The sequence below is a fragment of the Marinobacter sp. genome (assembly GCF_052094685.1).
Classification (GTDB): Bacteria; Pseudomonadota; Gammaproteobacteria; order Pseudomonadales; family Oleiphilaceae; genus Marinobacter.
Genome location: NZ_JBQDKB010000064.1, coordinates 1 through 21,448 on the forward strand (window position 1 = coordinate 1; position 21,448 = coordinate 21,448).

The window sequence follows — 21,448 nt, forward strand, 5'->3', positions numbered from 1 at the left end:
GGTGGGTCAATTTTATTGGCCAAAGGTGGGTCAAAATAAATGGCCATTGACAGGCGGTGCGCGATATCGACATCTTTTGGCCTTGGGTATGGGATGCACCCAATCAAATCCAAAGCCTGGGCGCGCGTATGTGGCCGCCTGAATTCAGCCAGTGGAGTGCAATATTCTCCGCCATGCTGGAGACCGTTCATATCGCCACTCTGTCTACCATGCTGACGATATTCATCGCTTTGCCGGTGTCTTACATCGCGGCGCAGAATACCACGCCGAACAAAATCACCTTGTGGGTCGGCCGGTTTATTTTGGTCTCTAGCCGTTCCGTCAACACCATCATCTGGGCGTTGCTATTCGTGGCTATTTTTGGCCCCGGTGTGTTGGCCGGCATTTTGGCGGTCATGTTTCGCTCAGTGGGTTTCATCGGCAAGCTAATGGGCGAAGCCATTGAGGAAATCGATCGTCGCCCGGTTGAGGCTATGGAAGCAACCGGTGCCAGTAAATTCAAGGTGGTGCTTTACGCCATTGTGCCCCAAGTGATGCCGGCGTTTTTTGCGATCATCATTTTGCGCTGGGATATCAATATCCGTGAATCTACGGTGTTGGGTTTGGTGGGCGCCGGTGGTATCGGGGTACTATTGCAAGGCTCTATCGACCTGTTCGCTTGGCAAACCGTAGCAACCATTCTGCTGGCAATCGTTGTTTTGGTCATTCTGGGCGAGGCGCTGACCAGCGTACTGCGCAAAAAAGTAATCTGACCTTGAGTCGCCTGTGAACTGGAAAACCGATTCTATGAAAGACAGTCTTGAGTTTGGTAACGCCGACATTTTGTTCACCGATGTAGACGATACACTGACGACTGACGGCCGACTGCTGCCAGAAACCTATCTCGCGATTTGTCGCCTGGCAGATTCAGGCATCAGCGTGATTCCGGTAACCGGAGGCTGCGCGGGTTGGTGTGACCAAATCATTCGAACCTGGCCAGTGAGAGCCGTTATCGGTGAAGGGGGTGCCTTCTATGCCGAGCGTACAGCCCCGCAAACCGTTAGCTGGCACTACTGGGAAGACGAACTGAAGCACCGGCGTGACCAGCAGGCCATATTGGAGGCCGTTGCTGCGCTCAAACTGGATTTTGTGCCCAAGCTCGCCACCGACCAGCCATTTCGCTATGTGGATGTGGCTGTGGACTACAACCAACAACAGTCACTAACGCCTGAACAAGTGGCTGCCATTTACGATGCCCTGCATGCTCAAGGCTTCAACGTTCGGCAAAGTTCGATTCACATCAACATCTGGCTGGGGGATTTCGACAAATCTGCTATGTCACTTCGAGTGGGTCGTGAACTGCTGGGCTTGGATACACCAGCATTGCAGCAGCGCTCTATTTTTATTGGCGATGCACCTAACGACGAGTGCATGTTTCGCAGCTTTCCAATGAGTGTGGGGGTGGCCAACATTCGCAAGCACCTGCCGGTTATGACCCACCGACCGGCTGCGATAGCGAGCCAACCTTCAGGCCTTGGTTTCGCTGAAATGGCAAACGCATGGTTGCAAAAGCGGCTGGGGCGCCGTATAGAATAGAAGAAGGCAATGTAACCTATTGCCTGAGCGGTAATTTCAAGCCAACCAAACCTAGAGAAAAATGATACCAACCGCGAAAACACCCATGACTGCTTCACTTCATCGCCTGTACTCTTTTCGTCGCTGTCCCTATGCCATGCGCGCCCGTCTCGGTCTGTTGTTTGCCGGGTTGCAGGTGGAACTGCGGGAGATAGTCCTGAAAAACAAACCGGCCCAGATGCTAGCGATTAGCCCGAAAGGCACTGTGCCTGTATTGCAGCTTTCTGATGGTACTGTGATTGAAGAGAGCCGGGAGATAATGGCGTGGGCGCTTGAGCAGCAAGATCCGCAAGGGTTGTTGGATGCCAAGGTTTTGCATCAGGCCAACGCTTTGATCGAGCAAAACGACAACGAATTTAAACATTGGCTGGATCGCTATAAATACGCCGATCGTCACCCCGAAATGACCCAAACAGAGTATCGGCAACGGGGTGAAGCCTTTTTACAGGTTTTAGAGGAGTTGCTGACTAAAAACTCTTTCTTGCTGGGGGATAACGTGACCATTGCCGACATTGGCATCATGCCGTTTGTTCGCCAATTCGCCCATGTGGATCGCAATGTTTTTTACAGCCTGCCCTACCCTAACCTGCAGCTGTGGCTACAACACTGGCTGGAGCACCCGCTCTTTCTTCAAACCATGGCCAAGTTTCAGCCATGGCAAGAGGGGGATGACGTAGTGGTTTTTCCTTCATCTTTAATCGGCAGCAATTAGAGGTCACGATTTTGGCGGTCCTAAGTCAGTTTCTGGGTCGCTAATGAATGTCCAAGCCAATATTCTCGTGATTTTATTACCCTGCGTCATTTCTATTTCCCGTATATCAACCGCGCCCAACTTACTGATCAGTTTTTTTGCAGGTTTTACATTTTCATTTTTCGAAACCAGACTTGTAAACCAGCGGCATTGAGCCCAGAACATTTGGCTTTCTTTGATCAGCTTTTTAAGGAACAGTCGTTCGCCCCCATTGCACCAAAGCTCTGCTTCTAAGCCGCCAAAATTTAGCATGGAAGACGTATTTTTTTGCTCACCGCGATTACGAGAAAGGTTGTTGAGCTTACGCTGGCTGCCTTTTAGGGCGTCATCTTGCGATGCATGAAAAGGCGGGTTGCATACGCTGACATCAAAAAATTCTCCCGCTTGGATTATCCCGTCAAAAATATGATTTTTGTCGTGTTGCGTGCGCAGTTTGAAGCGGTCTTTTAGCGAGGGATTGTTAGCGATAATCGAGGCTACGTTCTCAAGCGACTGAGTATTGATATCACTGCCCACACACTGCCATCCGTATATTCGGCAGGCCAGCAACGGGTATATCCCGTTGGCACCCGTCCCTATATCCAGCATGGTGATTTTGCGCTTACCAAACCCAAGCAACTCAGCTACGTAATGGATGTAGTCGGCTCTGCCTGGAATGGGCGGACAAAGCGCACCTTCTGGAATATCCCAATCGGCAATGCCGTAGTGCTGTTTTAATAGCGCAGCATTTAAGGCTTTTACCGCCAGGGGATCTGCGAACTCTATAGAAAGGTTGCCGTGAGCGTTTGTGTTCACATAGGGGGCGAGTGGCGGGTAACTTTTTACGAGAGTTGGAAAATCATAGCCCTGCTTGTGCAGATTCCTCGGGTGTAAGCCTTTGCGGTTAGACGTGGTTTGGCTCTTTTCACTTCGGTGGAGCGTGCTCACAGTAAGGTGTCCGGGGTCTATAATTCGAAAAGCCGAGTGGGCGGTGGTTTAGGCTGTGATTGTAACCTTAATAGATGAATTCGGAATACCTAGCACGCACTTCCCCGACCGGCGCGACACCGCCGGTGCCGTTAGTGCCAGTCGCGGTTTGTTTAATTTTTGAACAATTTTATTTTGGGTACTTGGCAAAATCACGAACAGCCGGGTAGCCTTCGATAAAGACCCATTCGGTGTCTTGCGCCGGAGTGTGGCAACCGAAACAGTTGTTAAAGCCTTCGCCTTTCCAGGTTGCCGTTGTGGTGGTTTCTGGGCTTGCTTGTGTAAACAGTGCCCAGCCCCAGCCTTCACCCCAGGCTGCATTCTCGGGGAACCGATTCTGGCGGTCGCGCACCATAACAAACCAAACGCCGGGTTCACCCGCCCATTGGGCGAAGCCTGTCGTTTTCTGGCCTTCCCGGATACTGCTTATTTCTTTGACCAGCATGGCACCGTCTGGCCATTGTCCGGTTTCTCGAAAGCCTTCTACGGCCGCAGGGTCTGCGTATACGTCGTGCACACCGGGGCCGCTGGCCTGATCATCTTCGCGGACGAACCAGCTACCTATGTGTACCCATTTGTCACGAAATTCGTGGGGACGACTGATAGTGCCTTCGGCATCAACATAGGGCGAAAACTCGCTACTTTCTGCCGCAGCCATGGTGTCTTGCATCTCGTCGGAAGCCGCCGAAACCCAAGATATATTGCCTGCAAGGACGGCGGTAAGAGTGAGGGTTAGTGTTGTTTTGAATCGCATGGGAATAGCCTCTTGTGGGATTAACCATAGAAAGCGTATTCCACCATGGGTTGCTCGTCTGTCAGCTTCCTAACAGTTCGGCAAGAGGTTTTGTGAGAATGCGTTCAGCGCCTTGAGGTCGATAACGCAAATATGCCCACGGGTATAATCCAGAAGCCCGTCGCGGCGCAGTTCGTTGAGCTCGGAGCTAACAACCGGTCGGCTGGCACCTACCAGCTCTGCTAACTCCAGTTGGGTCAGGGGCACATCTACTTCATGTCCATGAACGCAGTGCCCACCAGCTTGGCCCACCAAATCACGCAAAGCAACCGCAATGCGCCCACGCACGCCCAGTGTCATCAACGCATACAACCGTCGCTCAGTGATTTCCTGGCGACGGGCCAGCATCTCGATAACGCGAACCATCAACCCATGATCACTGACTAGCTGCGCCCTGAATGCCTTCGCGGTGTGACGCTGCACGCGCGTCGGCCCTTTTGCGGTTACGGTTTGCGTTGCGCGCGCTGTGTTACCCAGGCCTGGCCCCAATATTTCCCCTGCCCCCAGAACAGCCGAAATGCTCGCTGCACCAGCCGTATTCACGTGTTCCAGCTTGAGGTGCCCTGATTCAATTACATATATGTGGTTTTCGGTTTGGCCTTGCTGATAAAGCACATCACCCGGTGTAAGGTTCAGGCTACAAAATGGCAACGTTTGGTCTGCCGGGCTTTCCATAGAGTTACACCCTTTCTAAGGGTTGCAGTGTGGTGAAGCGGCTAACACTCAGCTGCTATCATGGTCGGGCGTCCAGAGCATGGGCCTGCTCTTCGTGAGCAGGCCCATAAGCTGCCTTCTTAACCTTTACGGCCTTGCATCTCATCCAATCCCTCGAGCAGGCCGGCCATGTCGTCGGCGTGCTCTTCTTCCTGGGCCAGTATGTCTTCCATCAGGCGCCGGGACGTGGGGTCTTTGTCACCCAGGTAAGTGGCAATTTCGCGATAGCTATCAACGGCAATACGCTCGGCGATTAGATCTTCTTTGATCATCTCGCGCAGAGAGTCGCCTTCTGTATATTCCGCATGAGAACGGCTTAGCAGACCTTCTGGGGAGAAGTTCGGCGCACCGCCGAGCTGCACGATACGCTCTGCCAGCCAGTCCGCATGCTGCTGTTCCTGCTGAGCGTGTTCCAAAAATTCAGCCTTGGCGACGCTCGCGCTCAAACCGTCCGCCATGAAGTAATGGCGCTTGTAGCGCAGCGTGCAGACAATTTCAGTGGCCAAGGCTGCGTTAAGCAGATTAATGACGTTTTCGCGATCCGCTGTATAGCCTTCGGTGACAGCACCTTGTTCGATGTGTTGACGAGCACGTTCGCGAATGATTTTGATATCGGTAAGAAATGGTTGGTTCGACACGGTCGTATTCCTCTCTTTTATGTAAATGGACTGACACTCTCGAGAAGTTCCATCAAAAACTTACTGTGGGCGTGCAGCGCCCCCTCTTCAACCCCTTGCTTTCGGTATTTTTTTTGTGTTCTCCCGCCAATTTATACTGAGAGCCCAGTTAAAGGCGCCTACCCAGTGTTTCGCGAGCGCCAAAAACGGGCAATGGCTGGCTTAACACTTACCCCATGAACCAGTATAGACAAAGCAACCACGGCTAAAGTTAGATGCATTAACTCCAGCGCAATTTCCTCTGGCAACCCATGCTGGATCGCGTACATCAAATAGTACAGCGAGCCAATACCTCGCACCCCAAACCAACTGGCCATATTGCGTAAACGCATTGGCGCCTTGCTTCCCAGCAAGCCCAAGTGAACGCTGATAGGGCGCGCAATGAAGAACAGGAATGCTGCAAACCCAACGGCACGCCAACTCCAGGAGTCCCAAAAAAGCGACCCGCCGATTAGCAATACCAGCACAATTTCAGCGAGTTTTTCTAAGTGTTCGTTAAAGGCCAAGGAACGTTGGTGTATGTGAACAATGGCTTGAGATCCATCCTTTTCGGCAGTGTCACCAGAGGGCGCTCTTGAGTACTTTTGCGTGAGACCTACCTGTTTCAATTCCGTGTGGCGCAGCGCCACTGCGGCACTGAATACCGCCAAAAAGCCCCAGGCACCCACCAACAAACTGAGGCCGTAGGCAAAAGCGATCAGCCCCAAGCCAAGAAAGTTTTCCAGAAACTCCGAGTGCGTAAACGTTTTGCGGGTGGTGTGGACAATCCAACCAACACCACAACCCGCCAAAATACCAATACCAATACCTGCGCCACTGGCCCATACCACATCTACCGCCAGCCAACGCCAACCGGTATCGCCAAGATCGTGCAACCCCAACAAGCCCAAGCCCAGCATTACAAAGGGGAAGGCGCTGCCGTCGTTGATGCCCGCTTCGCAGGTTAAGGCAAAACGCAACCGGTCGGGGTCGCCGGCGTGACGAGTCTGTACTTCGGTCGCCAGCACTGGATCCGTTGGCGCTACCACGGCACCTAGCAACACGGCGGCGCCGAGCGGCAGGCTAAGCCAGTAGTATCCAAAGAGCGCCACAAGACCGACCGTAAACGCCATGGACACAACTGCCAACCGCAGAGGCGTGCGCCACCGCGAGAATTTGACCGGTGCCGGCATTTTTACACCGGCGCAGTACAGTGAAATAAGCACCGCGATTTCAGTCAGCAACTCCAACAACGCCGACTCTTTCAACGGATTGAAATGAAACAGACCAAAGCCCATGGGCCCAACAACGAAGCCGATAACCAGATACACGATGGCCGACGTGGCAGGAACTGTTTTGATGTAGGACGCAGTGAAGCCCACTACCAGTAACAGTGAGCCAAGCAATATAAACCAAGTTGCAGTGGTCATGAGAGACCCAGTAGTCGCATGTTGAAGAAAGCATAGCACGCCACACAATCTTGGACGCTTGGCTACTCTATCAACACATCCAGCGAGCCAGAAACCATCAAAAAAGTGGCATCGCTTAGCACTCAACTTTCTGTAATCATTAGGAGCAGTGTTTCACTTCTGATGTGCGTTTAGCTCAAAGCGAAAGCGAGCGCTCATGAAACAAGCTATTTGGCAGCCGACGGTTTTGATAACAAGGAGTTCTGATGAGCCAGAATGCCGGCAATACAAGCAAGCTGGATAAGCTATTGGCAGAGCAGCGCGATTATATTGCAAAACGCGAAAGCGGTTATCGTGAGCGCGCGATAAAAATGTACCCCTGGGTATGCGGGCGTTGTGCCCGTGAGTTTACCCGTATTAATTTGCGGGAGCTGACAGTGCACCATGTGGATCATGATCACGACAACAATCCCGCCGATGGCAGTAACTGGGAGTTATTGTGCGTGTATTGTCATGATGAAGAACACAGCAAGTTTGAGGATTTCGTGCGCTACGGTGGCAGTTCTGAAAAAAGGCGTGAAGCGGCTACACACAATCCGTTTGCCGGACTCAAGGAAGCACTTGAGAAGAAAGGCAATTAACGTCACACGAAACCCACTGATCTTTACCTATGCACGGGTTATTCTGTAACGTTGCCCAAACTTGTTACTAAGGTATCTAAGGGGTTCAGCGTACACCTGCCAACCTTGATGCTTCTCTCCATCGCGATCAATCTAATGATCGGCGGCTTACTGTGGGCGACCTATTTTCCCTGCGCGGCATGTTGATGATGGCCCAATGCTTGGCAATCACCATGAACTGGTTCGGCGCTAACCAGTTCAACACAGATACGGTTCTACGGCTGATCCTGGTGAATCACATTCTGCTAGCAACCGCCACTACACTCACGTTGCCTCTGCTGGCCTTCATACGGTCAGAGATGCGCCTGCGCGGGCGCCAACGTAAATGGCCTACCCTTGAACCTTTCCGCCAGCATTGGCGGTGTCGAACGCACCGAACACCACGGAAGTTTTGCAGACTTAATGCAGGAGGCCGATAATGCGCTTTACAGTGCCAAGCAAAAAGGCCGCAATCGTGCAGAATTCGGTTGGCTAACGCCACTCACCGAAACTGCGTAAACAGGACGCCGAGAAGCGCGGGAAGCAATGTATAAAAATCGAGATATTATTGCGCGGCTGCGCGAGAACATTCCGTCTTTCGAATGTGTGCCAGGTTGTCACGATTGCTGTGGGCCGGTAACGACTTCTTCGGAAGAAATGTCGCGCCTACCCGTGAAAACCGACGCCGAACATGAAGCCGCATTGAATGACTTCAGCTGTGTACATCTCGGCCCTAACGGCTGCACTGTGTACGGAGAACGGCCGTTAATCTGCCGATTGTTTGGCACAACACCGAAGATGCCCTGCCCCAATGACCGCCGCCCGGAAAACATGGTGGACCCAGACATTGAGCGCCAGGTTCATCACTACATCGCTAATACACGGCAGGTGTTGGTGTAGGTTCTCAATAACTGTTAAACAACACTGCCTCAAGCTTCATGAAAACATGGTTTCGCCGGGTACGTTGCCGACATATCAGCGGAATCCTTTGAGGCGGTTCTTCTGTGGCCTAGGGCTTAGGAGCACTAGGCCAGATCTGCACATCACCCCGCCAAAACCTCAATATATGCCCTTTAAAAGGCCGCTCAAGATAGTCGGTATGCTCCGGCTTAGTGTGCGAATAACTAAACCCGTGAGCTTCCATTCGCCGGCTAAATTTGTTTTTTCGGCCTCGGCCTGGGTCAACCAGAATCACTTCACAGGTAGCATGTGAGTGCTTATGAATGAAATCTGCCAGTAGATTGATGTGCTCGTCTTCGTATAACAGATCGCTGCCAATAATCATGTCGAACATGCCAAGATCACTGGTTTTATCTGCCCAATCAAGCCGTTGATAACCTATGGCTTTCCCTTGGTTTAGCTGTGTATTGCGCTCCAAAAAAAAGCCAACTTCGGGGTGGTAGTCGGTAGCCGTGATATCGTCATGACGTTGGTTCAGAAGCAGGCTGGATAGTGCCATTCCGCAACCAATCTCCAGTATTCGCTTTCCCTCAGTCTCGTGGACTGCCATGTAGTGGGCAAGCACCATGCTGGATGGCCAAATTATGCCGAAGAGTGGCCAGGTAGCGGAGGAGATACCCAACTTGAGAGCGACGTCGTTTGGATCGTCAAACTGCTGGTTATCACGCAAGGTGCAAACGTGAATATCCACGTTCGCGAACTCAATGGTTTGATACCGAAGACGCAGTGGTGCTTTCATTGTGGGTCACACTTAAGGAGTTAGGCCCGCCAACCTATGAAAAGAAGCGGCAAAATCCTATACCTTCCGAGTATACCCACATTGTGCACCAGCAACGATATTATCGGTTCTCCAAATCCTCAAAAAAAGCCTGAATCCGCTCGGCATTAGTGCCCACATCGCTCTTCCCTACCCTTGAGGCCGAACGCATATCGATCTGCACGCCGTTCCCCGTATCCGTCATGCGGATAACCACATCGTCTTTGAAGCCGAACCATCGAGTGGTGGCAGTGGCTTCGATGGTGCTATCGGTGGCTTCAGCTATCTCCCAACCACGCTTCTTAACAGCCGCTTTCGTGGCGACCATGGTGTCCGCCAGCGACATTTCAAGAATAATGGGCTTTAGATCTGGGTAGGCGGCCTGTTGCTGACGGGCCGTTACTGCACCCGGGTAATCCACTTCATTCGGCGCTTTCTCACGGGCGGCGGCTAGGGCCTTGAAGGCTGGAGGGTTTTGCGTATCGGTGGTTATATCGTGGATAGGCGGCACGCTCTGGGCCCGCTGTTTCAGCTGCATGGGCATGGCAATCATTGCAACTACGGCCATGCTCACCACTGCACCAACCAGCGCCGGGCGCCACCGGCGGCAAATTCCTCCAACAATAAGTGTTAGCAGGCCTAACACTGCGGCCGCGACCGAAAGCTCGGCGCCCTGTTTCAGCCATGTGAAAGAAGTGCCCAACGATATCCACTCAGCCTTATACGCTATCCCGGAACCAACCATAAGAACAGCTGCCGTTAGCAGCAGGACTACACCAAGCCAGGCAGTAATCAGTGGCCATTTGCCACCGCGGCGTAGGGAGTTTGTATGTGTGGACATTTTGTTTCCTTTCTTGCTGTGTGGGCAGTAACGTAATGCCTTATAAGTACGAGCACCCAACTTAGCCCGATCACTGTGGCTTTGGTATGCTGGAAACACACGATAGGTTAAGGGTTTCACAGGAGCAACATTATGGCTGGTGGCTGGGCCCGCGACGGGGCTGTTCAGGATCAGATTGATGCAAGTGTGGAGGATGCCGTTGCCGAGGCCCGTAGCCATTTGGGCACAGGCGAAAGCGCGGAATTCTGCGAAGAATGCGACTGCCCTATTCCGGAAGCGCGACGTAAAGCCATTCCAGGCGTACGCCTGTGCGTGAACTGCCAGGCGGAACTGGAAAAGCAGGACACAGCAGCAGGCGGCATTAACCGACGAGGTAGTAAAGACAGCCAGTTGCGATAGCCTAGATGCAATACCAAAGGAGCCAGCATGAGTATTCAAAGCGAACTGTTTTCAACAATTCAGGAGCTTGTTCAGCCAGGCAGAGGCATTCTTGCTGCCGACGAAAGTCACCCTACCATTGCCAAACGCTTCAAGGCCGTTGATGTTGAACCCACAGAAGACAAGCGTCGGGAATATCGCAGCCTGATTTTCTCCACACCTGGGCTTGGGGAGTTCATCAGTGGTGTGATTCTTTTCGAAGAAACCCTTGGCCAAACCAGTTTGGATAACATGCCTATGGCGAAACTTCTTGAAAGCCAGGGTATTGTGCCAGGCATTAAGGTAGATAAGGGAAAGAAGCCGCTGATCAACGCCCCCGGTGATGAAATAACCTATGGCCTAGACGGTCTGGACGACCGATTGGAAGTTTACAAAAACCAGGGCGCTCGCTTTGCTAAGTGGCGCGGTGTGTACAATATTTCCAACACCCTGCCCTCACGCGCGGCGCTTGAAGCCAATGCTGAAATGCTAGCCAGATACGCCGCGCTCTGCCAGTCCATGGGCATTGTGCCGATTGTGGAACCAGAAGTTCTGATTGATGGCGATCACACCATCGAACGGTCTGCTGAGGTGAACGAAGCTGTCATTGCAGAGGTTTTCAACGCACTTCGCCGTCACCGGGTGCAACTGGAAACCATGATTTTAAAGCCCAGCATGGTCACGCCTGGTAAGGCGTGCGCGAAAGCATCGCCGGAAGATGTGGCAGAAGCCACATTGCGGGTATTCCGTGAAGTTGTGCCTGCGGCCGTTCCAGGCATCAGTTTCCTTTCCGGCGGGCAAACGCCCGAAGAAGCCACCCTAAACCTGAACGCCCTAAACAGCCTTGGCCAGCATCCTTGGTACCTGAGTTTTTCTTACGGCCGAGCTTTGCAGGAACCGGCACAGAAGGCTTGGGCTGGCAAGCTGAACAACAAGGACGCTACCCAGCATGCAATGCTCAAGCGGGCCAGACTCAATGGCGCGGCCAGCTCTGGCGATTATAAAACGGATATGGAAGGTTAATGTCAGTTACACCCTTCCGTACAGCCGCCGTCGCCGTTAAAAGCGATGGTGCGCCCACTCAAAGGAATATGCATGGGGACTTTTACCAGGTCCCGGAACAAGGATGTTCGTGTGCCCTGTTTCAGCGCGCCACCGAACGTTGCCGATTCGTTGGCGTGTGAGGCAATGACTGCCTTCGGCTCAATCAGATCATTGATGACGTAGGCCGCCTCTTTGGGTCCGGTGGTGTAAGTGTCACCAATGTTCATTACCACTAACTCAGCGCCATAATGGTCGTTCACCACCAATTTTTGCTCGGCCGTCATGCCGGTGTCCCCAGACAGATAAACCACTAGGCCATTTGAAAAAGTCAGCACGTAACCCGTAGGAGGCCCAACACTTGCGCTTACGCCCGCGGCTTTCAAATGATCCGCCAGAGGACCGGTCAGGAAGGACGGTGAAACCCCATTGCTGTGGTCCGCCGATACGGTGGTAATAGCCACTCCGCCTACGTTCAGATCACCACCGAAACGCACAAGCATGGAGTTGGCAGGATCGCCACCAGCCGTCTCAAGCTTTGTCGCAAAGAACGCAGGCATCTCGCTACCGGTTACAATCTTTGCCCGTTTCTTTATCGCAATATCCACGGTGTTGGACTGCGGCAACGTGACTATCGGAAAGTCCGGGCCAGCACAGGTTCCGGAATTAGTCTCCTTGATACGGCGATCTCCCACGTGATCTCCGTGCATGTGCGATACCAATACCACATCAATATGGCCAAGACGGGGATCATCTGGGCCAGCTACAGTGCGGCCAGCATCGTAAAGAATGCGGGTACCGTTGGGATCCTCAAACACCATGGCCCGATCCAGAGCACAGAACTCGCCATCATGACTTCCCAGCGGCGTGACCTTTACATCACTTTCTGCGGCACTTGCGCCGGACATCAGGCTGAGAGACAAGCATACGCCACCCGTGAGTCCTGCAAAGGCTCTCAATTTCGACTGTTCGGACATAACACATCCCTCCGTCGTGGTTTTATCTTTCCAACCACGATAACTGCGACCCCATGGCTGCTCTATACCAGTGTAGTTCGCAATACAGGAACATGTTGCTCCAAACACGCCAGCATGGGCGCGACCTCACGAAGTTTGCGAGCCTGGGGCCACAGAACTTCAGCTTCGGGGAATCCTTGTCGTAGCAGGTTTAGCCATTGTTTGATGCGACCGGTTACATACTTGTCTTCCAGCCATCCTTGCAGCACGCCGGCGTATTCTTTCACCAGTGCCACCGCTTCCAGCCAGGTCATATCTTCAACTTCTACGCCTTGCTGGCTGGCTTTGATCTGCTGCGCCAAGTCTGGCCTTGCAATCAGGCCCCGGCCAATCATTACATCCTCGCAGCCGGAAACCTCGCGGCAGCGCCAGTAATCCGCCACTGTCCAGATCTCACCATTGGCAATCACTTTGGCCTTCACCGCCTCCCGGGCCTTGGCGATTTCTTCCCAATACGCAGGCGGCTTGTAGCCATCCACCTTGCTGCGCGCGTGGATTACAATTTCCTCCGCCCCGGCCGCTTCCAGCGCTTGAGCGCAAGCAACGCCCATAGAGCGGTCGTCATACCCTAAGCGCATTTTCGCCGTTACCGGCACCTGCGCTGGAACCGCTTTGCGCACGGCGGCCGCGATGTTATGCATCAGGTCGGGCTCGCGCATCAACACACAACCACCTTTGTGCTTGTTCACGGTTTTTGCGGGACAACCGAAGTTAATATCCACCTGAGTGGCACCCAATTCAGCGGCTTTCAGTCCATGCAGACCCATCTGCTCAGGGTCTGAACCCAGTAGCTGAACCGCTACTGGTGTGCCCACCTGTGTGAGGGACTGGTTATACAACTCGGGCGCATACTTGTAGAAAACGCGCGGCGGTAACGTGGTATGGGTCACACGGATAAATTCCGTTACGCAGCGGTCGATACCACCAACTTTGGTTAGGGTTTCACGAATGGGTGCGTCAACTAACCCTTCCATCGGGGCGAGGATTATCCGCATCGTCAAATAGCCCGCTGGTTTACGCGTTCAGACAGCGCCGCAGCACTCTCTTTGCGTTCTGAGTAGCGATCCGTAAGAAACGCGCTCCGGCCACGTATTAGCAAGGTGAACTTCACCAGTTCCTCCATAACATCTACGATGCGGTCATACAGAGGCGACGGCTTCATGCGGTTATTGTCGTCGAACTCCATGTGGGCCTTTGGTACCGACGATTGATTGGGGATGGTCAACATGCGCATCCAACGGCCTAGAACCCGCAATTGATTTACGCTGTTGAACGATTGGGAGCCACCGCATACCTGCATTACCGCCAGGGTTTTGCCTTGGGTAGGACGCACCGCACCGACCGATAAGGGTATCCAGTCGATCTGTGCCTTCATGATGCCCGTCATGGACCCGTGACGCTCTGGTGAACACCACACCATACCCTCAGACCATTCCGCCAGCTCTCGTAACTCGGCAACCTTGGGGTGGGAGGCTTCTTCACTATCTGGCAGTGGCAGCCCGACGGGGTTGAAGATTCGTACGTCGCAACCAAACCAGCGCAGCAATCGCGCGGCTTCTTCGGTAACAAGTCGGGAGAACGAACGTTCGCGAAGCGACCCGTACAGCATCAAGATGCGTGGTGGATGCTTGGGGGAATCCGGGGCGATCAGGGTCCCAACATCGATGGGGTTCAGCATATCGGGATCGATGTTGGGGAGATCTTGCAACGCAGTCATTTATCGCTCGTCCTTATGGAGATTCAGGACGAGCGATTATAACTACCTTCCAAGCGCCTTACGAACACCAGCGCCGTATGCCGGGTCCACCTTATCGAACAGCGCCAGTTGTCGCTCTACAATCTCATCCGGAACGCCGTCCATCGCCCGCCCAATGTTCCCGAATAATCGTTCCTTCTGGCCATCATCGAACAGATTGAACAACGCACGGGGCTGAACAAAGTCATCGTTGTTCTCACGATGGTTGTACCGGTAGCCATCGCCCGTTACCGGGAACGGCGGCTCCACGTATTGCTTATCTTCTACCGGCCCATTGAAGGAGTTCGGCTCGTAATAGGCATCGGGGTTCTCATGAAAGTTATCAAAGAACCGCATGCTGCCGTCTTTGTGATAGTGGTTCACCTGAGATTTCGGGCGATTCACCGGCAGGTGCTCGTAATGGGTGCCCAAGCGATACCTGTGCGCATCTGCGTATGAAAACACCCGCGCCTGCAGCATTTTATCCGGCGACCAACTGATACCCGGAACGATATTCGATGGGCTGTAAGCCGCGTTCTCCACTTCCGCAAAATAGTTCTGCGGGTTACGGTTAAGCTCCATCACGCCCACTTCAATCAGTGGGTAGTCTGCGTGTGGCCACACCTTGGTGATATCAAACGGGTCGTGCTCAAAGGTTTCAGACTGCACCTGTGTCATTACTTGAATGAAGACGTTCCACTTGGGAAAGTCGCCCTTCTCAATGGCGCCGAACAAATCTTCCTGAGTGGTTTCACGGCTCTTGGCAATCGCCTGCTCCGCTTCTTCATCTGTGTAGTGCTTATGGCCCTGCTGAGTTTTGAAGTGGAACTTGCACCACACCCGCTCGCCTTCCGCGTTAATCAGGCTGTAGGTGTGAGAACCGTAGCCGTTGATGTGGCGCACATCAGTGGGCAAACCACGATCTGACATCAGAATAGTCACCTGATGCATACTTTCTGGGCTCTGGGACCAGAAATCCCACTTTGCCGTGGACGAGCGCAGGTTGGTTTTGGGGTGGCGCTTCTGGGTATGAATAAAATCGGGAAACTTATAGGCGTCACGCACGAAGAACACTGGCGTATTGTTGCCTACCAGGTCCCAGTTGCCTTCGTCAGTGTAGAACTTTAACGAGAAGCCACGTACATCGCGTTCCGCATCTGCAGCGCCGGCTTCACCAGCCACGGTAGAAAAGCGGGCAACCATGTCTGTTTTTTTGCCGACTTCAGAGAACACCTTGGCCTTACTATACTGGGTAATGTCGTTGGTTATGGTAAGGGTTCCGAAAGCGCCCCACCCTTTCGCGTGCACAGCGCGCTCTGGAATACGCTCCCGGTTTTGGTGAGCAAGCTTTTCGATCAGTTGATAATCCTGCACCATCAACGGCCCACGTGCGCCAGCAGAAAGGCTGTTCTGGTTATCACCAATCGGGTTGCCAGAGGTTGTCGTTAACTGTTTTTTATCGCTCATTGGGTCGTCTCCTCGTTTGTCCTTAGTAGACTCACAATAGGCTAGATAGTGACGACGGGATAATCAATTCGGAGAAAGATTGCTAAAGTTTTTAACTATCGATGGAAAGGAAATGCTAAATACGTTCAATGAACTCAAATTTACCTTGTTCATTAAATACGATACGAAAGGAGCCGCGAACGCCGTTGCGTAGATAAAAACGGGAGAGGATACGGGCCGGGAAGCGAACAGAGCGTCCGTCCCGGGCCGTGGTGCGAACATCAACGGCAACGCCCTGATAGAGCTTTATCCACTCATCAGGGCTGATGCTTATGTCCACAATAATCTGGTGCATAGAACTTAGTTAGCCAGTTCCAGCAACAGACGGTTCAGGCGGGTTACATAGGCACCCGGGTCCTGCAATTGCTCACCGCTGGCCAGTGTGGCCTGGTCTAACAGAACGGCAGAGAGCTCGCTGAAACGCTCATCACCCTTCTCGCTTTCCAAACGCTGAACCAGCGGGTGGTCTACGTTAATTTCAAAGATCGGCTTGCTGTCCGGAACCTTCTGGCCCGCCGCTTCCATGATCTTCTTCATCTGGGCTCCCATATCAAAGTCACCCACTACCAAGCACGCCGGTGAATCGGTCAGGCGGTTGGTTACCCGCACTTCCTGCACCCGGTCGGTAAGGGAGGTTTTGATACGCTCAAGCAGGTCTTTGTGCTCTTCGGCAGCTTCTTCCTTGTGCTTCTTGTCTTCCTCGGTTTCTACCTCGCCAAGATCAAGATCGCCGCGGGCAACGTCCTGAAGCTGCTTGCTGTCGTACTCGGTGAGATAACCCATCATCCACTCGTCGATACGGTCAGAGAGGATCAGCACCTCGATGCCTTTCTTACGGAAGACCTCCAGATGCGGGCTGCTCTTGGCAGCCATGAAGTTATCAGCGGTAATGTAGTAGATCTTGTTCTGACCTTCTTTCATCCGCTCGATGTACTGGTCCAGAGACACGTTTTGGGTCTCTTCACCTGTGTGGGTTGACGCAAAGCGCAGCAGGCCGCCGATTTTCTCGCGGTTGCTGAAGTCTTCCGCAGCGCCTTCCTTAAGAACCGTGCCAAACTCGCCCCAGAACTTCTGGTACTCGTCTGCATCTCTCTTTGACAGCTTCGACAGCATATCCAGCACACGCTTGGTAAGCGCAGTGCGGATGCTATCCACGGTGGCATCGTTCTGCAGAATCTCACGGGACACGTTCAAGGACAGATCGTTAGAATCCACCACACCTTTGGCAAAGCGCAGGTATAGCGGCAGGAACTGTTCGGCGTCGTCCATGATGAACACGCGCTGCACGTATAACTTCAAGCCACGGGGCGCGTCGCGGTTGTACATATCGAACGGCGCGCGGGCCGGGATGTACAGCAGGCTGGTGTAGTCGAGCTTGCCTTCAACCTTGTTGTGAGACCAGATCAGTGGGTCTTCAAAGTCGTGAGCAATGTGTTTGTAGAACTCTTTGTATTCCTCGTCCTTAATCTCGGTACGGGGCAGAGTCCACAGCGCGGTTGCGTCGTTAACGGTTTCGTCTTTGCTCTCTTCGCCTTCTTCAGTCGGCTCTGACTTCATGATTACTGGGAAGGAAATGTGGTCAGAGTACTTTTTCACCAGGGTGCGCAGGCGCAGGCCATCAGCAAAATCGCTGGCTTCTTCTTTAAGGTGGATAACAATCTCGGTGCCGCGCTTATCGCGGGCAACTTGCTCAATGGTGAATTCGCCGTCGCCGGCAGACTGCCAGTGAACGCCCTCTTCGGCTGGCGCCCCTGCCCGGCGGGTGAATACGTCTACTTTGTCGGCAACGATGAAGGCAGAGTAAAAGCCCACACCAAACTGGCCGATTAGCTGGCTGTCTTTTTTCTCATCGCCAGATAGCTGCTGCAGGAATTCTGCGGTGCCGGAGCGGGCAATGGTGCCCAGATTCTGTACAACGTCATCACGGGTCATGCCGATGCCGTTATCGGATAGCGTGATGGTGTTGGCTTCTTTGTCGAAGTCCAGGCGGATTTGTAGGTCGGATTCGCCTTCGTATAGGGCGTTGTCTTTCAGGGCAGCAAAGCGCAATTTATCTTCGGCATCGGAGGCGTTGGATATCAGCTCCCGGAGGAAGATTTCTTTATTTGAGTACAGGGAATGGATCATCAGCTGAAGTAGCTGCTTTACTTCGGTCTGAAAACCTAGGGTTTCTTTTTGCGTTTCAACTGTCATCTATTTGTCTCTCCTGCTTAGAGCATGTGAGGGGAATGAGTCTTGCAGCAAAAGTGGGGGCGTGCCGGGGCATTTCAAGGCCCCGGGTGCGAACCAGATCAGTCTTCTAGTAGGAAGTGTGCTCTTGCGGTGGAAATAGGTTTGGTTCGGGATTTTTGCCAAGCGGTGATCATTACGTTTGCTACCCGGTTTCCCTGGCGGGTTAGTTGGCATTCTGCGTAGGTTTCTCGATCCAGGCCGGCGCGCAGGTAGTCCAGGGAGAAGTTGACGATTCTTGGCATGCGGATGGTTTCTTGGGCGAGCATTAGGTAGATAGCTGCTGAAAGCTCCATAAAACCACCAATTACACCGCCGTGAATCGCGGGTAGCACCGGGTTGCCGAGGTTCTGGTCCTTTGCCGGTAGGCGGAAGATTAGGTCGTCGCCGAATTGGTCACACTCCAGGCCGATGAAGCCTGCGTATGGAATGCTTTGGATCAGCCGGGAGAAATCGCCGGTGTCGCGAGTGTAGCGCAGGATTTCTGGGTCGGTCATACCGGGCCTCCGGTGATTTGTTCGCGGTAGGCTTTTGGCAGGGCTTCGGGGCCGATGCGCATAAAAGTGCCCACGCAGTTAGCCACCGTTTCGCCACCTTCTTGATAGGCCTCGCACCGGGTAAAGATGATGTTTCGGGTCATTTTATAGACCTCTGCCCGGGCGTAAACAGGTTTGCGCGGCTCGGCCGGGCGCATGTAGTCCACTCGCAGATCCAGCGTGGGGCATAATTCAAATTCGTCCAGGGCACATATAAAAACCGACCCTGACGTGGTGTCCATCAATGTTGTGATGGCACCGCCATGAATCACGCCGGTATCCGGGTTGCCGATAATCCGGTCGCTGTATGGCAGACACAAGGTAAGACTGTTCTCGGTGGCCTCGGTAACAGCCAGACCAAGCTCTTTAGCTTGATTGAGCGTTTCGATAAACCGGGTAACCCGGTCCGCTCGATTTTGATCGTTCATTCAAAACAAACCTGTGGTTCGTGTATTGGTTTTGGGCCTTCGGTATTTAAAGCCGGCAGTAGCCGTGTAATTATATCTCTCAGGATATTCAATTACAGGAGTCGAGAGTGAAAAACGCCATCTTGCAACGCTGCGCCCCAGTTATGGCACTTGTGCTGCTGCTTACCGGGTGCTCTGTAAACCCGGTAACTGGTGAAAACCAGCTTTCGTTGATCGGCGAGAGTCAAGAACTTGCCATGGGCGCAGAACAATATACCCCTACCCAACAAACTCAGGGTGGGCAGTTTTATATCGACCCTGAGTTGACCCTGTACGTTCGGGAAGTTGGCAACAAGCTGGCCCAGGTAAGTGATCGGCCCGACCTTCCCTACGAATTTGTAGTGCTCAATAGCAGTGTACCTAACGCCTGGGCTTTACCCGGCGGCAAGATTGCCGTTAACCGGGGACTGCTGACCGAGCTTGAGGATGAAGCGCAACTGGCTTCTGTGCTCGGCCACGAGATTGTTCACGCGGCGGCGCGACACAGTGTTCAACGCATGCAGCAGGGAATGCTGATCAGCGCCGGGGTGGCTGGCCTTGGGTTTGCACTATCTGATAATGAATGGGCGGGTCTGATCATGGGCGGTGCCGCAGTGGGTACCCAGCTTGCACTGGCGCAATACGGCCAGGGCGATGAACTGGAGTCGGATCACTACGGTATCCTCTATATGAAAGAGGCCGGCTACGATCCACAAGCTGCGGTAGAACTGCAGGAGATTTTTCTCAAGCTTTCCGAGGGCCAGCAGGCAGGGTTTGTGGATGGTCTCTTTGCCACGCACCCACCTTCTGCCAAGCGTGTCCGCGAGAACAGCAAACTGGTTGATGAGATAGGCAGCGGTGGCTACCGTGGTGCCGATGTTTACAAGAAGAAGACCGCTATTCTGCGTGAGGCTCAGCCTGCCTATGAGGCCCACGACGAAGCCATGAAACTTGCCTCTGAGGGCGATATGAATGCAGCCCTAAACAAGGTCAACCAAGCTATCAAACTGCTGCCCCGCGAAGCCATGTTTTATTCCCTGCGTGGCCGAATCTATCAGGAGCAGAAAAAGTACGATAAAGCCTCGGCCGATTTCGACAAGGCGGTATCCATGTACCCTGAGATGTTCATGTATCGTCTTAACAACGGTCTAACTGCGCTGCAGCTAAACAATCTGGATAAGGCGCAGGAAAACCTAACCCGAGCAAACGAAGTTGTGCCTACCTCTATCGCTTTCCTGCGGCTAGGGGATATTGCCGTGAAGAAGAACAAGCGCAACGATGCCATCGCTTATTACAGCAAAGCGGCGGAATCCAGCGGTGAAATTGCAGAGGAAGCACGCCAAAAACTGGCTGCCCTAACCCAGTAACACAGCTGTGCTGCACGCTTAAAAAGCGTCGCAGCTCTTTGTTTAAATAGGTCGGAACCCTTTGGGTTTCGGCCTTTTTTCGTTTCTGACTATAGGGTTGCCGGCAAGGCGCCAGTGCACCGTCACCATGAACATTGACTTTTAGAGCAATAACTCTAAAAATCAATCATCAATAACTCATATCGGATGACGATCATGTTAGCGAAACGTATCCAACCTTTGGCTTACCAGGCGCGCCGCCTGTATGTCGAGCTGATGTTCCAGGTAATGGGGCGGGCTCTTCAGGCGGTCAGTGAAGTTGATCGTGAAGTGCGCGAAGAAGCGCAAACGCTGCCAAAAGGGTTCCTGTTTGAAATGATGGTGATGCCCGATGGTGCCAAGCTAATCGTGGAGCATATTGGTGAGGGCCACTTTCATTATCATCGCAACTCAGCCCCTCGGCCGGTGGACGTTTCCATCAGGTTCAAACACGTTGCCCACGCTTTTTTGGTGCTGTCGTTCCAGGAAAAGACCGCTGTCGCGTTTGCCAATGACCGCATGCTGGTAGACGGAGACGTAAGTTATGCCGTGCGCATGACCCGGGTACTCAATCGCCTAGAGTCGTTTATCTTGCCCAAGATCGTCGCCAAGCGCGCGGTAAAAGAATATCCAGAAAATCTGCACTTTCCGGAAAAACTGATCAGTGCTGCTCAAATTTACCTGAAGGTTGCCTCCCACTTTGCCCAGACAGCGAGAGCCTAATGTCCCACACTTACTATGAGTTCTTCTGCCCGGTAAAAGTCATTGCCGGCAAAGCCGCCCTTGAGCATATCCCCTACGAGCTAAATGGTCTGGCAGCCAAGCGCCCGATGATTGTGACCGACAAGGGTGTTCGTGCTGCCGGCCTGCTGGAGCCTGTAATTGCAGCCTGCGAAGAGAGTGGCCTGGACATCATCAGCATTTACGACGATGTGCCGCCAGATTCCTCAACCACTGTGGTGCGTGATATCGCCGCCATTTACCGCAAAGAGAAATGCGATTCTATTATTGCGGTAG

At 53.1% G+C, this 21,448-nt stretch carries 26 protein-coding genes; 11 read left to right on the forward strand and 15 right to left on the reverse strand.

Annotation, left to right across the window (positions count from 1 at the left end):
• Positions 1-56: 56 nt before the first annotated feature.
• The 3 genes from phnE (at position 57) to ACTH3S_RS12800 (ending at position 2,326) form a co-directional block, all read left to right on the forward strand.
• Positions 57-752 carry a phosphonate ABC transporter, permease protein PhnE gene (gene phnE, locus ACTH3S_RS12790; protein ID WP_441809397.1) on the forward strand — a complete coding sequence of 232 codons (696 nt, stop codon included), beginning with the start codon at positions 57-59 and terminating at the stop codon, positions 750-752.
• A gap of 34 nt (positions 753-786) precedes the next feature.
• Positions 787-1,575 (forward strand): HAD-IIB family hydrolase, encoded by a 789-nt coding sequence (locus ACTH3S_RS12795; RefSeq protein WP_441809398.1) that lies wholly within the window; start codon positions 787-789, stop codon positions 1,573-1,575.
• An 85-nt stretch (positions 1,576-1,660) separates the two neighbouring features.
• Complete coding sequence (locus ACTH3S_RS12800; RefSeq protein ID WP_441809399.1) at positions 1,661-2,326, forward strand: glutathione S-transferase; 666 nt, start codon at positions 1,661-1,663, stop codon at positions 2,324-2,326.
• Between the two features lie 3 nt (positions 2,327-2,329).
• Here the strand turns inward: ACTH3S_RS12800 and rlmF are convergent, their stop codons facing one another.
• The 5 genes from rlmF to ACTH3S_RS12825 form a co-directional block, all read right to left on the reverse strand.
• Complete coding sequence (gene rlmF, locus ACTH3S_RS12805) at positions 2,330-3,292, reverse strand: 23S rRNA (adenine(1618)-N(6))-methyltransferase RlmF (protein WP_441809400.1); 963 nt, start codon at positions 3,290-3,292, stop codon at positions 2,330-2,332.
• 169 nt (positions 3,293-3,461) lie between these two features.
• A complete protein-coding gene (locus tag ACTH3S_RS12810; protein WP_441809401.1) occupies positions 3,462-4,085 on the reverse strand; it encodes a cytochrome P460 family protein in 624 nt (207 codons plus the stop codon).
• A gap of 69 nt (positions 4,086-4,154) precedes the next feature.
• A complete protein-coding gene (locus ACTH3S_RS12815; protein WP_441809402.1) occupies positions 4,155-4,799 on the reverse strand; it encodes a Crp/Fnr family transcriptional regulator in 645 nt (214 codons plus the stop codon).
• 119 nt (positions 4,800-4,918) lie between these two features.
• The gene (locus tag ACTH3S_RS12820) at positions 4,919-5,476 is read right to left on the reverse strand and encodes a ferritin-like domain-containing protein (protein WP_441809403.1); all 558 of its coding nucleotides are present in this window, start codon (positions 5,474-5,476) and stop codon (positions 4,919-4,921) included.
• Positions 5,477-5,634: 158 nt separating this feature from the next.
• Positions 5,635-6,924, reverse strand: a complete 1,290-nt coding sequence (locus ACTH3S_RS12825; RefSeq protein ID WP_441809404.1) for a cation:proton antiporter — start codon at positions 6,922-6,924, stop codon at positions 5,635-5,637.
• 245 nt (positions 6,925-7,169) lie between these two features.
• Here ACTH3S_RS12825 and ACTH3S_RS12830 point away from each other — a divergent pair, with 245 nt between their 5' ends.
• The 3 genes from ACTH3S_RS12830 (at position 7,170) to ACTH3S_RS12840 (ending at position 8,462) form a co-directional block, all read left to right on the forward strand.
• Positions 7,170-7,544: a YajD family HNH nuclease gene (locus tag ACTH3S_RS12830; RefSeq protein WP_441809405.1), complete on the forward strand. Its 375-nt coding sequence runs from the start codon at positions 7,170-7,172 to the stop codon at positions 7,542-7,544.
• 375 nt (positions 7,545-7,919) lie between these two features.
• A complete protein-coding gene (locus ACTH3S_RS12835; RefSeq protein ID WP_441809406.1) occupies positions 7,920-8,081 on the forward strand; it encodes a diguanylate cyclase domain-containing protein in 162 nt (53 codons plus the stop codon).
• A gap of 27 nt (positions 8,082-8,108) precedes the next feature.
• Positions 8,109-8,462: a YkgJ family cysteine cluster protein gene (locus ACTH3S_RS12840; RefSeq protein ID WP_441809407.1), complete on the forward strand. Its 354-nt coding sequence runs from the start codon at positions 8,109-8,111 to the stop codon at positions 8,460-8,462.
• Between the two features lie 109 nt (positions 8,463-8,571).
• Here the strand turns inward: ACTH3S_RS12840 and ACTH3S_RS12845 are convergent, their stop codons facing one another.
• Positions 8,572-9,261 (reverse strand): class I SAM-dependent methyltransferase, encoded by a 690-nt coding sequence (locus ACTH3S_RS12845; protein ID WP_441809408.1) that lies wholly within the window; start codon positions 9,259-9,261, stop codon positions 8,572-8,574.
• Between the two features lie 100 nt (positions 9,262-9,361).
• Entirely contained in the window at positions 9,362-10,120 is a 759-nt protein-coding gene (locus tag ACTH3S_RS12850; protein WP_441809409.1) for a DUF1499 domain-containing protein, read from the reverse strand.
• Positions 10,121-10,252: 132 nt separating this feature from the next.
• Here ACTH3S_RS12850 and ACTH3S_RS12855 point away from each other — a divergent pair, with 132 nt between their 5' ends.
• The gene (locus tag ACTH3S_RS12855; RefSeq protein WP_441809410.1) at positions 10,253-10,519 is read left to right on the forward strand and encodes a DksA/TraR family C4-type zinc finger protein; all 267 of its coding nucleotides are present in this window, start codon (positions 10,253-10,255) and stop codon (positions 10,517-10,519) included.
• Positions 10,520-10,546: 27 nt separating this feature from the next.
• Positions 10,547-11,560: a class I fructose-bisphosphate aldolase gene (locus tag ACTH3S_RS12860; protein WP_441809411.1), complete on the forward strand. Its 1,014-nt coding sequence runs from the start codon at positions 10,547-10,549 to the stop codon at positions 11,558-11,560.
• A gap of 2 nt (positions 11,561-11,562) precedes the next feature.
• Here the strand turns inward: ACTH3S_RS12860 and ACTH3S_RS12865 are convergent, their stop codons facing one another.
• From ACTH3S_RS12865 to ACTH3S_RS12900, 8 genes are all read right to left on the reverse strand, one after another.
• Positions 11,563-12,555, reverse strand: a complete 993-nt coding sequence (locus ACTH3S_RS12865; protein ID WP_441809412.1) for an MBL fold metallo-hydrolase — start codon at positions 12,553-12,555, stop codon at positions 11,563-11,565.
• A gap of 62 nt (positions 12,556-12,617) precedes the next feature.
• Positions 12,618-13,589, reverse strand: coding sequence for a tRNA dihydrouridine synthase (locus ACTH3S_RS12870; protein ID WP_441809413.1), 972 nt, complete (start codon positions 13,587-13,589; stop codon positions 12,618-12,620).
• A gap of 2 nt (positions 13,590-13,591) precedes the next feature.
• The gene (gene arsH, locus ACTH3S_RS12875; RefSeq protein WP_441809414.1) at positions 13,592-14,311 is read right to left on the reverse strand and encodes an arsenical resistance protein ArsH; all 720 of its coding nucleotides are present in this window, start codon (positions 14,309-14,311) and stop codon (positions 13,592-13,594) included.
• 42 nt (positions 14,312-14,353) lie between these two features.
• A complete protein-coding gene (locus ACTH3S_RS12880) occupies positions 14,354-15,796 on the reverse strand; it encodes a catalase (protein ID WP_441809415.1) in 1,443 nt (480 codons plus the stop codon).
• Positions 15,797-15,911: 115 nt separating this feature from the next.
• On the reverse strand, positions 15,912-16,130 hold the full coding sequence (locus tag ACTH3S_RS12885) for a DUF2835 domain-containing protein (RefSeq protein ID WP_441809416.1): 219 nt from the start codon (positions 16,128-16,130) through the stop codon (positions 15,912-15,914).
• Positions 16,131-16,135: 5 nt separating this feature from the next.
• Positions 16,136-18,028, reverse strand: coding sequence for a molecular chaperone HtpG (htpG, locus tag ACTH3S_RS12890; protein WP_441809417.1), 1,893 nt, complete (start codon positions 18,026-18,028; stop codon positions 16,136-16,138).
• Positions 18,029-18,126: 98 nt separating this feature from the next.
• Positions 18,127-18,561 carry a PaaI family thioesterase gene (locus ACTH3S_RS12895; protein WP_441809418.1) on the reverse strand — a complete coding sequence of 145 codons (435 nt, stop codon included), beginning with the start codon at positions 18,559-18,561 and terminating at the stop codon, positions 18,127-18,129.
• Positions 18,558-19,028: a PaaI family thioesterase gene (locus ACTH3S_RS12900; protein WP_441809419.1), complete on the reverse strand. Its 471-nt coding sequence runs from the start codon at positions 19,026-19,028 to the stop codon at positions 18,558-18,560. Before ACTH3S_RS12900 ends, ACTH3S_RS12895 begins: the two co-directional genes overlap by 4 nt.
• Before the next feature lie 143 nt (positions 19,029-19,171).
• On the opposite strand from ACTH3S_RS12900, the gene ACTH3S_RS12905 reads away from it, so the two are divergent.
• The 3 genes from ACTH3S_RS12905 to ACTH3S_RS12915 all read left to right on the forward strand — a co-directional run.
• Positions 19,172-20,413: a M48 family metalloprotease gene (locus ACTH3S_RS12905; RefSeq protein ID WP_441809422.1), complete on the forward strand. Its 1,242-nt coding sequence runs from the start codon at positions 19,172-19,174 to the stop codon at positions 20,411-20,413.
• Between the two features lie 195 nt (positions 20,414-20,608).
• Positions 20,609-21,154 (forward strand): hypothetical protein, encoded by a 546-nt coding sequence (locus tag ACTH3S_RS12910; RefSeq protein WP_441809420.1) that lies wholly within the window; start codon positions 20,609-20,611, stop codon positions 21,152-21,154.
• The coding region (locus ACTH3S_RS12915) for an iron-containing alcohol dehydrogenase (protein WP_441809421.1) at positions 21,154-21,448 on the forward strand (295 nt) is incomplete at its 3' end. The genes ACTH3S_RS12910 and ACTH3S_RS12915, both read left to right, overlap by 1 nt.

Excerpts from the sequence above, each read along its gene's own strand:
- ACTH3S_RS12865 (WP_441809412.1), bottom strand. The coding sequence starts at position 12,555 with ATGTCCGAACAGTCGAAATTGAGAGCCTTTGCAGGACTCACGGGTGGC.
- htpG (WP_441809417.1), bottom strand. The coding sequence starts at position 18,028 with ATGACAGTTGAAACGCAAAAAGAAACCCTAGGTTTTCAGACCGAAGTA.
- ACTH3S_RS12885 (WP_441809416.1), bottom strand. The coding sequence starts at position 16,130 with ATGCACCAGATTATTGTGGACATAAGCATCAGCCCTGATGAGTGGATA.
- ACTH3S_RS12910 (WP_441809420.1), top strand. The coding sequence starts at position 20,609 with ATGTTAGCGAAACGTATCCAACCTTTGGCTTACCAGGCGCGCCGCCTG.
- ACTH3S_RS12895 (WP_441809418.1), bottom strand. The coding sequence starts at position 18,561 with ATGACCGACCCAGAAATCCTGCGCTACACTCGCGACACCGGCGATTTC.
- ACTH3S_RS12840 (WP_441809407.1), top strand. The coding sequence starts at position 8,109 with ATGTATAAAAATCGAGATATTATTGCGCGGCTGCGCGAGAACATTCCG.
- ACTH3S_RS12830 (WP_441809405.1), top strand. The coding sequence starts at position 7,170 with ATGAGCCAGAATGCCGGCAATACAAGCAAGCTGGATAAGCTATTGGCA.
- ACTH3S_RS12815 (WP_441809402.1), bottom strand. The coding sequence starts at position 4,799 with ATGGAAAGCCCGGCAGACCAAACGTTGCCATTTTGTAGCCTGAACCTT.
- ACTH3S_RS12845 (WP_441809408.1), bottom strand. The coding sequence starts at position 9,261 with ATGAAAGCACCACTGCGTCTTCGGTATCAAACCATTGAGTTCGCGAAC.
- ACTH3S_RS12825 (WP_441809404.1), bottom strand. The coding sequence starts at position 6,924 with ATGACCACTGCAACTTGGTTTATATTGCTTGGCTCACTGTTACTGGTA.
- ACTH3S_RS12880 (WP_441809415.1), bottom strand. The coding sequence starts at position 15,796 with ATGAGCGATAAAAAACAGTTAACGACAACCTCTGGCAACCCGATTGGT.
- arsH (WP_441809414.1), bottom strand. The coding sequence starts at position 14,311 with ATGACTGCGTTGCAAGATCTCCCCAACATCGATCCCGATATGCTGAAC.
- ACTH3S_RS12855 (WP_441809410.1), top strand. The coding sequence starts at position 10,253 with ATGGCTGGTGGCTGGGCCCGCGACGGGGCTGTTCAGGATCAGATTGAT.
- ACTH3S_RS12860 (WP_441809411.1), top strand. The coding sequence starts at position 10,547 with ATGAGTATTCAAAGCGAACTGTTTTCAACAATTCAGGAGCTTGTTCAG.
- ACTH3S_RS12795 (WP_441809398.1), top strand. The coding sequence starts at position 787 with ATGAAAGACAGTCTTGAGTTTGGTAACGCCGACATTTTGTTCACCGAT.
- ACTH3S_RS12850 (WP_441809409.1), bottom strand. The coding sequence starts at position 10,120 with ATGTCCACACATACAAACTCCCTACGCCGCGGTGGCAAATGGCCACTG.
- ACTH3S_RS12905 (WP_441809422.1), top strand. The coding sequence starts at position 19,172 with ATGGCACTTGTGCTGCTGCTTACCGGGTGCTCTGTAAACCCGGTAACT.
- ACTH3S_RS12800 (WP_441809399.1), top strand. The coding sequence starts at position 1,661 with ATGACTGCTTCACTTCATCGCCTGTACTCTTTTCGTCGCTGTCCCTAT.
- ACTH3S_RS12900 (WP_441809419.1), bottom strand. The coding sequence starts at position 19,028 with ATGAACGATCAAAATCGAGCGGACCGGGTTACCCGGTTTATCGAAACG.
- ACTH3S_RS12870 (WP_441809413.1), bottom strand. The coding sequence starts at position 13,589 with ATGCGGATAATCCTCGCCCCGATGGAAGGGTTAGTTGACGCACCCATT.
- ACTH3S_RS12810 (WP_441809401.1), bottom strand. The coding sequence starts at position 4,085 with ATGCGATTCAAAACAACACTAACCCTCACTCTTACCGCCGTCCTTGCA.